Here is a 14,076-nt window from a genome sequence, read left to right on the forward strand (position 1 = left end):
AATAAGAGGTATATATGCATAAAAATTATCCAAGTCATGTCACCAAAGAACAATTTGAGAACATAAAATCAATTTTAGAAAATAGCAAAAAGAAAACAAAACCAAGAAGTTTAGATTTATATGAAGTATTTTGTGCAATTTTATATGTATTAAAAAGTGGTTGTCAATGAAGAATGCTACCAAAAAATTTTCCAAAATGACAAACTGTATATTATTATTTTCAAATTTGAAGTAAAAATAATGGTAAAGAACCTAGTGTATTGCAATTAATTTTAAAAAAAATTAGTTAAAAAAATTCGTATCAATAATAATCGCAAAGAACAAACTAGTTTTTGTATAATTGATTCGCAAAGTGTTAAAAATACAGATACTACCGAAAATAAAGGTTATGATGCTGGTAAAAAGATTTCAGGCATAAAACGTCATATTGTTGTTGATTCTCAAGGTTTACCACATGCAATTTACATAACCACAGCAGAAAAAACAGATCGTAATAGCGCTATAATAATGATTGAAAATGAAAAAGAAAATCTTTCTGCAGTTCAAAAAATAATAGTAGATGCTGGTTATACTGGTGAAAAATTTGCTTCTGAAATCAAAACAATCATAAATGCAAATGTTGAAGTGATAAAACGTAATGAATTACATACTTTTGTAGTATTACCAAAAAGATGAATTGTAGAACGAAGCTTTGCTTGATTAGAAAAATACAGAAGATTATGAAAAAATTGTGAAAGAAAACTAAATACTAGTTTACAAATGGTTGTTCTTTCATTTATTTCAGTTTTATTAAAAAGATTCTAAACAGGTTCTTACCAAAAAGATGAATTGTAGAACGAAGCTTTGCTTGATTAGAAAAATACAGAAGATTATGAAAAAATTGTGAAAGAAAACTAAATACTAGTTTACAAATGGTTGTTCTTTCATTTATTTCAGTTTTATTAAAAAGATTCTAAACAGGTTCTTAGGACAAATAACTTGGTCGCAAAGTTTACAGATATAAATTGCTAAATGAAATGCTTGTTCACATGAACAATTATTAATTTTTGCCATAATCTAATTAACTCCTAATCTATAATAATTATTTAAAATTACCCTTTTAATAAATAACTATTTTCAATTAGAAAGTTTTTTAATATTACCGCTTAAATCCAATTCTAGTGAATAAAAATTACCAACTTTTAAATCAACAGCTGATAAACAATTATTAAAATCACTGATAATATCAGGGTTATATCATTTATCACGTGTTTGACCAGTTGCCCAACCTGTTTGCTTATTAATTTCTACAAACTTCAAAACATCAAACTTTAATGTTTGACCTTTATTATTTTTATCAGGGATAATACGCCCTTTTTCAATATTTGCTAATTGAACTTTAAACATAAAAAAACTTAACCTCCGTAATTAATTAAATTAAAAATTTAATAAGTTAAGCATAGTAGGGTAAACCTATACTTATTAATAATATATCATAAAAATATAAAATTTCAACAAAAAATAAAAAATGAACACTAGTAAGAATTACGGTAATTACTAGTATTCATTAACCATTATATATATATATATATATATATACAAGTGTTTTTATTAAAAATATTAATTAATAACCACCACCACAAAATTTATTACAATTACTACAATTAATATATGTACAATCACATTCAAAACAACACAAAATCATAATAACTCCTTAATGTAAAACTCTTTTTTTAAAATCTATTTTTTCAACTTTATTACCAAAAACTTTATCTACCCAAGTCAAAACATCTTTATTTTTTTGAATTAAATAACCGATTTCACTAGTCCGTAAATAATGCTTATGCGATAAAGCACTTAAATATACATATTTTTCATAATCCTCATATTCTTTAAAATAATCATTAATAACAGTACTTTCAATAATACCACCAATCATAACAGTATCACCATTACTATCTCTTTGAGTCTTAAAATAAAATACATTTGTTGCATTAAAACTTGCCTTAATTATATCTTGAATTGTCATTTTTTTAATTCCACGAACTACAATAGGATTTTTGCAATTACGACTAAAAGCATAAGCCTTTACACCTACATCTGTTTGATTTAAAGACTTAACATCATCTAGTGATTTTGTAACATATTTACCTAAATATTTAATAACAAACTCATTTGTACCTTTTTTAACTACTTTTAAATCATTAAAACCATGACTTCAACATTCTGCTAACAAACTTTTATATACCTTTCTATTAAAAATTATATGAAAATGAATAGCACCACGAGATTGATATTCATAAACATAAAAATACTTTAATTCTCCTAACTTTTGAAAACGTTTAGAGTCATTTCATCATTTTTTTAACTTAAGAAAAAACATACGAATATCTTTTTTTGCTTTTTTAATATCTTGCACATTATCTTTATATGTTAAAGTAACAAAACTCAATATTTTACTATCATAAAAATTATGCAATGCTTTTTGTATTAAATTAGTCTTAGTACGAACAGTACTATTTCTTAATTTTTGTTTATTACCAACATAAGATTTACCCCTAACATTTCCAATATTATTTAAAAAGAAATAGGTAAAACTATATTTTTAACATAACAAGCATAAAAAATCTTTTTAACATAAAAATCTTGTTGAATATCCATATATAAAACTCCGTAATTCTAATTTTAAAAACTAATTTTATACATTTTAATAATAAGAGAATTTTAGCACAAAAAATTATAAAAGCAAACACAAAACAAAAACGTTACTTAATTTAAATTGCTTTTATGTGTTTTAACATTAGTATAAAGGATTATCACTTAATAATCAATATGTAAATTCAATAATTTAAAAATATTTATTTGGGTATTTATTATATATTTGTTACAATTATTAAGCATTTATGAAAAGTATTAAGGAGTAATAAAATGACAGAAAAAAAACGCATTGTTGTTGGTATGAGTGGTGGTGTTGATTCATCAGTAACAGCAGCACTTTTACAAGCAGAAGGCCATGAAGTTATTGGTCTTTTTATGCGTAATTGAGATTCACTTTTAAATAATGATTTACAAGGTAACAATAATCAAGATATTTGTCCACAAGAACAAGATTATCTTGATGCTTTAGCTGTTTGCCAAAAATTAAATATTAAATTAGAAAGAATTGATTTTGTTAAGGAATATTGAGATAATGTTTTTACTTATTTTCTTGAAGAATTTAAAAAAAGTCGTACTCCTAATCCCGATATTCTATGTAACAAATATATTAAATTCGATGCTTTTTTAAAATATGCACAAAAAAATTTACAAGCAGATTATATTGCAATGGGGCACTATGCACGAATTAACTACAATCCAATTACTAAACAATATCAGTTATTAAAAGGAATTGATGATAATAAAGATCAAAGTTATTTTTTATGTCAATTAACACAAAAACAATTAAAATATAGTTTATTTCCTTTAGGTAATAAAACTAAAACTGAAGTTAGGGAATTAGCAAAAAAATATAATTTACCAACAGCAACAAAAAAAGATTCTACTGGCATATGTTTTATTGGTAATCGTAATTTTCAAACATTTTTAACAAATTATTTACCAGCTAATCCTGGCAAAATTGTTGATATTAATACCAAAACTACTATTGGTAATCACAATGGTGTTTACTACTATACACTTGGCCAAAGAAAAGGTATTAATCTTTCAGGAATGAAAGTTCCATATTTTGTTGTTGAAAAAGATGTTACTAATAATATCCTTTATGTTGCTAATGATAATGAAAATAAATGACTAATGAATAGCGGTTGTACTGTTAAATCATTGAATTGAATTAATAATAGTACATTAAAAAACTCTTTAAAATGTAATGCAAAATTTCGCTATCGTCAATCTGATGTTGATGTTATTATTAATTTTATTAATAATGATGAAATTAAGGTTGAATTTTCAGAAAAGATACGCGCTATTACGCCCGGTCAAACCGCTGTTTTTTATGATGGTGATATTTGTCTTGGTGGTGGAGTTATTGACCAAATATTTCGCTAATCAATTATTAAAAAACTAATATAAATAATAAAATTTTTAATTGCATATTTTTTTATAATTTTCAAGATTCAAAAATTACTATTAAACTATTTTTTTAGTTTTTAGATACTTTTATTGCATTTTCTTTTTTACGTTTTTAAAAAAATAAAATAACCTATTATTATAAAAGTTATAGAAAAAAACAAAAAGGAGATTTTAATGAAAAAAATATTAACAATATTAACTACCTTAGCATTTACAATAACTATTGAAAATTGTATTAGTAATTTTAACTTAAGCACAATCACATTACAAAATGATTGTTTTAAAAAAAATAATGTTCATCAAAACAATAATGATTTTATTTTTTCTGATTTACCTGAATTGTAAAATTAAAAAGGACACTTATATAAAAATTAAATTGTGTTAATTCTATAATTAAGAAAAGAAAGGAATTAGCACAATGTATAAGTATCTGACTATTGAATCAATAATAGCAATAAAAGAATATAAAAGTTATGGATTTTCGATTCGTAAAATAGCAAAAGCCATTGATTATAGTAAATCAACTGTACATAGAGTTTGTAGATTATTAAATCAAAACTTATTACCATTAGAAATATTGAATAAAATTCAAAAAAATAAACAAAATGCAGGTAGAAAATTAATAATTTTAACTTTAATAGAAATTAATACTATTAATCATTTGTTAATTACTAAAAATTATGCTCTTGATATAATTGCTAATTTTTTAAAGGAAAATAAAATAAAAAGTATTTCAACAAAAACTTTATATAACATGTTTAAAACAAATCGAATGGGTTTTGATGAAAATAACTTATTGAGAAAAGGAAAAAATAAACCTCACAAACAAAAAGAAACTAGGGGCAGAATTAATAATTGTAAGTCTATTCATGAAAGAAATTTAATCATTCCTAATATTAAAAATATAGAAGAATTTGGTCATTTAGAGGGTGATACTATCATTGGTAAAGATCATAAAAGTTCTATTATTACTTTAGCTGATATATGATCAAAAACCACAATTCCTTTAGCAACTAAAAATAATAAATCAGAAAATATTACAAAAAGTATAATAAAATTTATTTCAAAGTTACAAAAAGGAACAGTTAAAACTATTACTTTTGATCGTGGTAAAGAATTTAGTAAATGAAAATTAATCGAAAAAAATTGTAATGTTAAGATTTATTTTGCAGATCCTGGTAAACCTTGTCAAAGAGGTTTAAATGAAAATAATAATGGTATTTTAAGAAGATATTTACCAAAATCTACAGATCTATCTTCATATAAACAAAAAGATTTAAATACTATAGCATTTCAAATTAATTCTACACCCAGAAAATCACTATCTTATAAAAGACCAATAGATTTAATACAATTATTTTAAAAAACTGTCCCATTTATATTTACAATTCAGGTTTTATAAAATTATTAAACAGGAACTTCTAATTCGGTTTTTACAGTAGTAGAATCAAAATTAACATAACCTGTTTTATAACTTATTTCTAATTTTTTACCTGATTCTCATGTACCTGTAGCATCAGTCGATTCCATTTGCGCAGAAATTTTCTTTAATTTTGTAGAAAAGTAGTGGTAAAATAAAAAAAGTCATCAACTTGACTTAAAATTTGATTTTATTAAATTTTGGGATTTATTTTTTTTACAAACTGAAATATAACACATTGGATTTTTGATAAGGGGTTAATCCGTAGTGTTGATATTTTCATTTCCATAAATTGAGGTAATTTTGAATATTGGTAAATCCAATGCCATGGTAATGAGTAATAAATTCTTTTAAACTTGATTGTATTTTACTGACATTACTTAATTTTTTATAATTTAATTCTTTATTTTCTTTTGATTTAAACTGCTGGATAGTGGATTTAGTTTGTTTAGCTACTGTATCATATAATACTTGCATATCACAAACTATAATTGAATTTTCTTCGATAAGTTTCGATGTTAAGTTTTCTTGTACTCATTTTTTATTTAATCTTTTAGTATTTGTTGTTTGAGCATAGATATTTCGGTTTTCATCAATTGCCATTTGAATACAACAATTTAAATCTTTAGCATTTTCTTCAATTCATTGTTTTCTTGGATCATTTGGATCTTTAAAGTTTCCTTTATGAATTTCTTTGATAAAAGTTTCGTCAACTTCAATTCTAGCTTTTAATTTTACAAATTGATTTTGTGTTTTTACTAATTGTGTTGATTTCATAAATTTTTGACGATTAAATCAGGCAGTTTTATTTGTAGTATTAATAAATTGAGAAATAATGTAAGCAGATTGACCTAAAGTAGCTATTTGTATCAATAAATCTCATTGATCATGAGATAAATGACTTCAATAAAAATAATGATTTTTAAAAGCATGAAAAGTAATATTACAACTTTTACATTTATATCTTTGCTTATAATCTTTACTACCATATTTAGTACACAAAAAAGAACTACAATCTGGACATTGAATACCTTTCTCTTTGAATTTTTGTTCGACTGCTTCAAATTTTTCTTTTTTCTCAATTTGTTTAATTCTAGTTTTATTTTCTCTAAAAATCTCAATAAAATCTTTATCAGACAAATTATTTAAAATTTCTTTTACTGTATTTTTATTCATTTAAAATCACCTCTTTAATATTAAAAATACCATATAAAAATATATTTTTGCTAATTTTACTAATACCACTACTTTTCTACATAATTAAAAGAAATTTTTAAGCCAGTTAACGTATTTAAAGCCATAAATTGTTTTCCATTATCTGTTGTATCAACAATACCTATTGCTGCTCCTTTTTTAGCACCTTCTGGAATAGTTCCATCTTTTACAAATAAAATATTTGAATTTGTAACAACATCAGTATCTGCTATTGCAATTTTACCAGCTATTGCAGTAAGAGCAGTAGCAATAACACCTTTTGTTTTATCAGCTTTTAACTTAATGCCATAAACATCACCAAGTGCCTCTTCACCTTTTTTAAATTGGAAGTTAAAAGTACCACCAGTAATAGCATAATCTTTACCATCATCCATTTTAGCTAATTCTGGTTTAAAATCAGTAACTGCACCAGTAATTTTATCTAATTCTTTTTTATTAAATTTTCCATCTGTAGCTGTTTGTTTTAATTTACCAGTAAGAAAATCAGCACATGCTTGATTAGCAGGTGAACCATCATCTTTTAATAGAGCACTAGCTTTAATTGGTGTTTTTAAAGCATCAACAGTTCAAGTAACTATCCTTGACAGTTGTATCAAGTGAAGCTGTTTGTACACCTTCTCCTTTTTCATCTGTTAACCCTAATTGTTTTGATACTTCTACGTTCATGGCTACACCAGCTTTATCACCACAAGCAACAACTGAAGTAGTAGCTGCTGTTGTTAATGTTAATGCACCCATTAATCTTAATATATTTTTCATATTCATATATAGTACCTCCAATAATATGACTTTTGAACTACAAATACAATAACCACAATTTAGAATTACTTCTAAACATAATATTGAAATGAATCCAATTAACATTATACATCATATTTTACTTTCTACCATCAATATACTTTATAATAATATAAAAAAATATTCATTATTAACACCTTTAATATTACTATAAAAATTTGTCAAAAATAATAAATACTAAAAATGTATTAGTTATAATAACCAATACATTTTTAAACTTTTTTTATTCTTCGTCTTCACGCCATTCGCGTTCTGACATCAATAATTCTTTACGTACATTTTTAGCAATTGTATAATTAGGGTTTTTATCATCACCATTAATTAAAACATTACGTACTAAATAATTTTCAATTTCATTTTGTAGATTTTTTGCAACAAAAGGTCAATCATCTTTCACTCTAAATTCGCTATCCAATTCTTCTTGTAATTTAGGATTTGTAAGCATTCTTTTTCTTTGCATTGGTTTATAATAAGCAAAGTATCAAATTAGAGCAAATGCAATGCTAGCAATTAAATAAACTAATTGTAAAACATTAGAAGTTATATCAGATATTCCTTTTGTAGTATCAGTTCCACCTTTACCAATAAGATTTGCACCCGAAATTAAACCATTGATTAAAGATCTTAATCATTCTTCAAATTGTCAAACTAAGAAAAGTGTTGCTGCAAGTCAAATAATAATTTCAAAAATATTTTTTTTCAATTTCTTTTCTATAGACAGTTTAATTGCAATGGAAAGTACAAAAACATAAATAATAACCATAATAATACCGGCTTCAGCAGTTAATGTTCCATAATTAACAATCGAACTTAAAACTAATTGTCCATCCTTATAAACAGGATGTAACGTATCAACTATTACTCCAATAATATCAGGTAAAATTAATCATACAAAAGCTGAAGAAAAAGTAATAATTAAATTTAATCTAGAAGCTTTAAATGGAATGTTATCTTTTGATAATTCTTTATATTTAGGTGAAATATACCCCTCAACAGATAATGGTTCTAAAATAGCACCACTATATAAAGCATTTTGCATTCCAGCATTAGACTTTAATGAAATAGTACAAATTAACATTACAAGGATACCAATTATTCCTAATCATTGTGCATGAGCTTTATCACCTAAAATTTTAAAAATACTTAAGTTGGGATTATCTGAAAAATTACCAGCAACAGCACCAATCATAAGGATTGTTACTGCCATATAAAAAATAGTAGATAAAATCATAACAATAACTAATGAACGACTAATATTTTTTTCAGGATTTCTAACATTTTTACCAATTGTTGAATAGGTTTCAAATCCTAAAAAGAAAAAGAAACACATGGCAAAAGCTTGTGAAAAGTTATTGGCAGTTAATTGTTGATGAGAAGTAGTCATATCTCAATTTGAAGTTCCTGCCATCACAAATAATATAATAGTTGCTATGATTAATAAAAAAGTTGTTCCTCATTTTAAATAACTAGAAATATTCACAAATTTTTTAAATGCAGCCATTCCTAAAAATAATACACAAGAAGCTAAACCATAAATTAGAATTCCAATCAAATCTAATCCTAAATGTTGTCATACTCCTCAATTAGCATATAAAAAAGAAGATGGATCAGTAAAGTTAATTCTAATCATTGATACAATTTGTGAACTAACTATAACAGGTAAAGTAGCATACTGTAAAAAAGAAATTAATCAACCTCAGAAGCAACCATAACTACTTCTAACATAAATATAAGCAGCACCATTATTACCTGGATGTACTCTTGAAAGTCTTGAGAAAGCTCAAGCACAAGTTCCTGCAATTAAACCTTCTACTAAAAAAATTCAAATCATATGAGAACCTAAATTTAAACTATCTTTATTAATTAAAATTGCAAAGTTAGCAGTAAAAGTAATTCCAACAGTATAATTAAAACCAAACCAGACTAATTCTGATAAAGTTAATTTATGATTTGTCCTTTCTTTTTTCTTAAAAAGTTTTAACATAATATTCTCCTTTCAATTATAATAATTATATACCTTTAAAGTGATTTCATTAATTAATGAAATAGTCAATAAAATCAAAAAAATAAAAAAATATATGTAATTTATAATAACTAATTTTATTTTAAAATACTACTAATATTTAATTAAATTGGACGTATTTCAAATAATACTAATAAAAAAATAACATTTTTTTAAAAACTATTATTATAATAATGTTACTTAAATAAAAATACTACTTTTTTAATAAGTTATTTTAAAAAAATAAGCTTAAACATCTTTTATTCTACATGATAAATAGTGTATTATATAATAATACTTTTAAAAAAATAAAGAAGGAGGTATTAATCATATATGGGAATTACCAAAAAGAAAAAATTTCATTTATTTCCATTTAAAATGCCAACAGCAATTACAGTCTTATTCTTTATTATTGCTCTAATTATCATTATTTCTTGGATTCCAGGAACAACAGGTAAATGATTAGAAGATGAATCAAAGCCTGTAAGCACTGATACCCCCTGACAAGACGGTGGGCCATTAGGTATCATGGACTTATTTTTGGCTCCAATTAAAGGTTTCATTGGTAGCAGTGATATTATTGTTTTTGTTTTAGTAATTGGTGGATATATTGGCATAGTTATGAAATCAGGTGCACTAGATGCAGGAATTGGTCGTTTAGTTAAACGTCTAAACGGAAAAGAAATTTGAATTATTCCTTCAATTATGACTATCCTATCGATTGGTGGAACAGTTGAAGGAATGTGTGAAGAAACTATTCCTTACTATTTAATTATTATTCCAGCAATGTTAGCTGCTGGTTTTGATGTTGTTACAGCTGTATTAATGATTTTATTGGGTGCTGGTGCTGGTGTTATGTTTTCAACACTTAATCCCTTTGCTATTGCCACAGCTTCACAAGCTAGTGGTTTAAATCCTGGTGATGGAATCATCTGACGTTTAATTTGTTGATTTTTAGCAACTATCGGTACTATTGCTTTTGTTATGTGATATGCAATCCGTGTTAAACGTAATCCTGAAAAATCAGTTGTTTTTCACTTACATAGTAAGCATCATGAAGAATTTATTAATAAAGAAGAAATACCTGAATTTACTAAACGTCGTAAAATTATTTTAGCACTATTTGGATTAACATTTTTAATTATGGTGCTTTGTATTATTCCATGAGGTAAAATTACAGGAACAACTATTTTTGATGATTTTCACAATACATTAATTAAATATTTTCCATATTTCACAAGTCAAATTAATGCATTTGGTGACTGAAATATTGAAATGTTAGCTTTCTTATTTTTCTTTGTTTCAATTATCATTGCAGCAATTGATTGAAAAGGCGAAGAACAATATGTTCGTAATTTTATTAGTGGTTCTTCAGAATTATTAGGTGTTGCTTTAATAATTGCTGTTGCTGGTGGAATTGGCTGATCATTACAACATTCAGGAATGCAACATGTTGTTGTTGGTCAATTGCAAAGTATTGATAAATTGCCAAGATTTGCTATTGTTATTATTGGTTTTTTTGCTTTTCTTTTGATTGCCTTTGTTATTCCTTCAACATCAGGATTTGCAAAAGCCGTTTTCCCTATTGTTTCAAAAATAGTAATTCCTTTAGGATTAGGTTCAGGAATGATTACTACTTTTGTTATGGCTAGTGGTTGAATTAATTTATTTGCACCAAGTGCAGGTGTAATGATGGCAGGACTTGCCATTGCTAAAGTTCCCCTAACAAGTTTTTATCGAGCAATCTGACCATATACTATTGGTATTACTGTCTTTGCCTTAATAATGTTAAGTATTGGAACTTTATTACCTCAATCAATATTTTAGTAGAATTTAAAGCACTATGTTAATTAAAACTTTTCTCTAATTAGAGAAAAGTTTTTTAATTTTTATTTCATTTTTATAAAATTAAACATCGTTTGGGAAAACATTCACTTTCACGATTTGTTTGCGTTTGTTCATTATTTAGTAGACTTAATTGATCATTTGCTAATTCTGAAATTTCTACAACTTCATCTTCTGGTAAAAAAATTTATTCTAATATTTTATTAATATTATTTTCAATCATTTACAAAATTTTCACTCATTTTACTGTCGCTAATTATTTTTCCAGTAGCAGGATCATATTCTGTTGATTGACAAGAATTTAACAACATTTCTTCAACAAAAGCAGAAACTTTATAAATAATTAATAATTTTTGGTTAATATTATCATCACTTTTTTCTTTCTGTAATTGCTGTTTATACTTACTTAATTCATCTCATAATGATTTAATATTTTCCTTTTTTGCTTCTATTTTTCTAAAAATTTCTATAATTTCTTTATAATCAAATTTTATTTCAGATAGTAAAGATTTTAAATTCATATTTTTCCCCTTTCAAAATAAAAAACCTACTTGCTTAAAACTTAAACAATAGGTCAAAAACTTATATTTTTTTATTTATAGAAATATTATACTTTATTATTTTTATTTTTTTCAGATATTACTTTATAACAATAAATACTAATATAATTTTAATTTTTAATTAAAATCTTAAATATTTTTAATATATTTTGATTATATTAAAAATTAAAATTATAAGTGTTTTTTTATTTAATTTTACTATTAATAATTTATAAATAAACTCTTAAAGGTGTAAAAAAAACCATAAAATTTTTTTTATGTATTATAATAGTGTTAGTGAGTTATTTAAAATAATATGTTTTACATAAGATTATTGAAGATACTTTCTCACATCTATTCTAGATTTAACTGAGGAGGTTAAGAGAAAAATGAGGAATATGAGAACATTATTAAAGTTATTAGGTGCTAGTGTCATAACAACAGTACCAGTAACTACTGTTATAGCTTGTGGTAATAACAAAGAAGATCAGGTAAAAATATTACTAGATCAAGTATCAATAAATTTAGGTTTAACAAATGATGAAGGAAACGGTTTAAAAACTATTAGACTTGATTGAGAAAAAGATACATCCTTTTTCTGAATTGATAATTCCGATATCTTGGTTACTAAATTATTAGAAAATGAGGTAACTACTGGTCAAGCCAAAGCTAAAGATAAAGACAGTTTCTATTTTTTAAAATCTGTTTTACAACAGAAATTAACATCAGGAACAACACCTGAAGATGGTACTTTTGATGCAGCGGAAGTTGCTAAAATTAAAAATAAAATATCTAATATAAAAGTTTCTTTTAATTATGTAGAAAAGTATGGATGACCAAAAATTATTCATCAATTTACACTTAAAATATTATTTTTAATTAAAAATTTGTTAAAAGTAACATTATTTAGTGTAAAAATTCTCTAAAAATAACACTTTATCATGTATCATTACTTTTATACAAAATTAAAGAAAGTTTCTACTAGTAAATTTGTAGAACCAAATGATGATGAAAAACTTGTAGTTGGTAATGGAACATATAATTTACAATTCTTTAAAGAAGATGGTAAAACAAATTTAGGGGATAAATATACAGTAAAAGTAATGACTGGAACTGATGCTTTATTTAATATTTTTGCAAGTGATAGTCCTGCTAAGTTAAGTTATAATGAATTTGTTTATGAAGGAAATTCTATTGAGTATTTCCAAGCAGGTTATAAATTAGAAGAAACTGTTAATAAATGATTAAAAGATAAAACAGAAGTACCATTAATAAGCAAAAGCAGAACTGAAAAAGCTATTAAATTTAATAACTTTGAACAATTAGTTGGTTGAAAAGCAAAATTTAATGTTATAAGTTTTGAAAGAAGAGGAGCATTCCCTCGTCCAAATGATTTAACAGATGGAGATGAACTAACACTTTCTATTGCTTTAGTAAAAAACCAAGAAACTATTTCTTTAAAGTCAACAATAATAATAAGAATAAACAATTAATAGTAAAATAATAATAATAAGGTAATACTAAACTAGTATTACCTTATTTTTTACTTCAAAATAATATATATTATTTTAATTCTTCGCTATTAACTTTCATTGCCGAAATTTGTTTTAATTGAAATTGTTCATGCACTACTGCTTCAAATTCTAAAACAACACCTACTTTAAACTTAAGAAAAGCATCATTAACATATTTTTTATTATTAAAAATTAAAACTGCCAATTGTTCAAAAGCATAATTTAAAATTTTATCAGAATTTGGTTCTAAAGAAAGATAACAAAATATTTGTTCATTCCTTAAATATTGCGATATCTCAAAACTATTATTTAATTTATCTAATTGTTTTCATAAACATGGTGTTAAAATAATTTAGCAATACCATTAGCACTATACTTAATACCATCTCTTTCGTAAGAAAAATCATTATTAAAAATAATGGTGTTCATTCCTAATTCTTTATAATTAATAGTATATTCGGTTATTAACTCTGCAAAAATATTCTCATTACCTACTCAATCAGCGCTAAATTCTAGATTTTTATTAACAGTAATAATAAGAGCATTTGTTATTTTTTTACTTCATTGTAAAAATAGTTCTCATTGTTCAAGAATAACAAAAACTATTTCATCAATCAAAGTATATGGCATTGAAGATTCTTCTTTTAATTATGTAGAAAAGTAGTGGTATTAGTAAAATTAGCAAAAATATATTTT

17 protein-coding genes are annotated in these 14,076 nt (G+C 24.5%); 7 read left to right on the plus strand and 10 right to left on the minus strand.

The genetic code is table 4. The features are described from left to right. Positions 1-14: 14 nt before the first annotated feature. Positions 15-804 (plus strand): IS5 family transposase gene (locus AAHH39_RS03790; RefSeq protein ID WP_425288908.1). Its coding sequence is split into 2 segments (ribosomal slippage): positions 15-275 and positions 277-804, totalling 789 coding nucleotides; the frame shifts between segments, so codons are not numbered across the junction. A 306-nt stretch (positions 805-1,110) separates the two neighbouring features. On the opposite strand, the gene AAHH39_RS03800 is transcribed toward AAHH39_RS03790, so the two are convergent. Both AAHH39_RS03800 and AAHH39_RS03805 read right to left on the minus strand, forming a co-directional pair. Then, positions 1,111-1,386, minus strand: coding sequence for a hypothetical protein (locus tag AAHH39_RS03800; protein WP_342217910.1), 276 nt, complete (start codon positions 1,384-1,386; stop codon positions 1,111-1,113). A 307-nt stretch (positions 1,387-1,693) separates the two neighbouring features. Further along, on the minus strand, positions 1,694-2,458 hold the full coding sequence (locus AAHH39_RS03805) for a rolling circle replication-associated protein (protein ID WP_342218891.1): 765 nt from the start codon (positions 2,456-2,458) through the stop codon (positions 1,694-1,696). Between the two features lie 449 nt (positions 2,459-2,907). On the opposite strand from AAHH39_RS03805, the gene mnmA reads away from it, so the two are divergent. From mnmA to AAHH39_RS03820, 3 genes are all read left to right on the plus strand, one after another. Further along, positions 2,908-4,023 (plus strand): tRNA 2-thiouridine(34) synthase MnmA, encoded by a 1,116-nt coding sequence (gene mnmA / locus AAHH39_RS03810; protein ID WP_342218892.1) that lies wholly within the window; start codon positions 2,908-2,910, stop codon positions 4,021-4,023. Between the two features lie 198 nt (positions 4,024-4,221). Then, positions 4,222-4,392 carry a hypothetical protein gene (locus AAHH39_RS03815; RefSeq protein ID WP_342218893.1) on the plus strand — a complete coding sequence of 57 codons (171 nt, stop codon included), beginning with the start codon at positions 4,222-4,224 and terminating at the stop codon, positions 4,390-4,392. 73 nt (positions 4,393-4,465) lie between these two features. Continuing rightward, entirely contained in the window at positions 4,466-5,410 is a 945-nt protein-coding gene (locus tag AAHH39_RS03820; protein WP_342217458.1) for an IS30 family transposase, read from the plus strand. 44 nt (positions 5,411-5,454) lie between these two features. Here the strand turns inward: AAHH39_RS03820 and AAHH39_RS03825 are convergent, their stop codons facing one another. The 5 genes from AAHH39_RS03825 to AAHH39_RS03845 form a co-directional block, all read right to left on the minus strand. Further along, positions 5,455-5,577: a hypothetical protein gene (locus tag AAHH39_RS03825; protein WP_342218894.1), complete on the minus strand. Its 123-nt coding sequence runs from the start codon at positions 5,575-5,577 to the stop codon at positions 5,455-5,457. A gap of 106 nt (positions 5,578-5,683) precedes the next feature. Next, positions 5,684-6,643: a transposase-like zinc-binding domain-containing protein gene (locus AAHH39_RS03830; protein ID WP_342217794.1), complete on the minus strand. Its 960-nt coding sequence runs from the start codon at positions 6,641-6,643 to the stop codon at positions 5,684-5,686. Between the two features lie 68 nt (positions 6,644-6,711). Next, entirely contained in the window at positions 6,712-7,278 is a 567-nt protein-coding gene (locus AAHH39_RS03835; RefSeq protein WP_342218895.1) for a hypothetical protein, read from the minus strand. Then, a complete protein-coding gene (locus AAHH39_RS03840; protein ID WP_342218896.1) occupies positions 7,220-7,447 on the minus strand; it encodes a hypothetical protein in 228 nt (75 codons plus the stop codon). The genes AAHH39_RS03835 and AAHH39_RS03840 overlap by 59 nt, the downstream gene beginning before the upstream one ends. 256 nt (positions 7,448-7,703) lie before the next feature. After that, the gene (locus tag AAHH39_RS03845) at positions 7,704-9,464 is read right to left on the minus strand and encodes an APC family permease (RefSeq protein ID WP_342218897.1); all 1,761 of its coding nucleotides are present in this window, start codon (positions 9,462-9,464) and stop codon (positions 7,704-7,706) included. Positions 9,465-10,010: 546 nt separating this feature from the next. Between AAHH39_RS03845 and AAHH39_RS03850 the strand changes: the two genes are divergently transcribed. Beyond that, entirely contained in the window at positions 10,011-11,309 is a 1,299-nt protein-coding gene (locus AAHH39_RS03850) for a YfcC family protein (protein ID WP_342218898.1), read from the plus strand. A 227-nt stretch (positions 11,310-11,536) separates the two neighbouring features. Here AAHH39_RS03850 and AAHH39_RS03855 read toward each other — a convergent pair whose 3' ends face one another. Then, complete coding sequence (locus tag AAHH39_RS03855) at positions 11,537-11,848, minus strand: hypothetical protein (protein ID WP_342218899.1); 312 nt, start codon at positions 11,846-11,848, stop codon at positions 11,537-11,539. 407 nt (positions 11,849-12,255) lie between these two features. Here AAHH39_RS03855 and AAHH39_RS03860 point away from each other — a divergent pair, with 407 nt between their 5' ends. Both AAHH39_RS03860 and AAHH39_RS03865 read left to right on the plus strand, forming a co-directional pair. Then, complete coding sequence (locus tag AAHH39_RS03860; RefSeq protein ID WP_342218900.1) at positions 12,256-12,792, plus strand: hypothetical protein; 537 nt, start codon at positions 12,256-12,258, stop codon at positions 12,790-12,792. Between the two features lie 15 nt (positions 12,793-12,807). Next, entirely contained in the window at positions 12,808-13,359 is a 552-nt protein-coding gene (locus AAHH39_RS03865; protein WP_342218901.1) for a hypothetical protein, read from the plus strand. A gap of 70 nt (positions 13,360-13,429) precedes the next feature. Here the strand turns inward: AAHH39_RS03865 and AAHH39_RS03870 are convergent, their stop codons facing one another. Beyond that, positions 13,430-13,585, minus strand: coding sequence for a hypothetical protein (locus AAHH39_RS03870; protein ID WP_342218902.1), 156 nt, complete (start codon positions 13,583-13,585; stop codon positions 13,430-13,432). A gap of 137 nt (positions 13,586-13,722) precedes the next feature. Next, positions 13,723-14,010 carry a hypothetical protein gene (locus AAHH39_RS03875; protein ID WP_342218903.1) on the minus strand — a complete coding sequence of 96 codons (288 nt, stop codon included), beginning with the start codon at positions 14,008-14,010 and terminating at the stop codon, positions 13,723-13,725. Positions 14,011-14,076: the final 66 nt, after the last annotated feature.

Origin of the sequence: Spiroplasma endosymbiont of Amphimallon solstitiale (genome assembly GCF_964030965.1) — a bacterium.
In the GTDB taxonomy this organism is placed as follows: domain Bacteria; phylum Bacillota_I; class Bacilli_A; order Mycoplasmatales; family VBWQ01; genus Spiroplasma_E.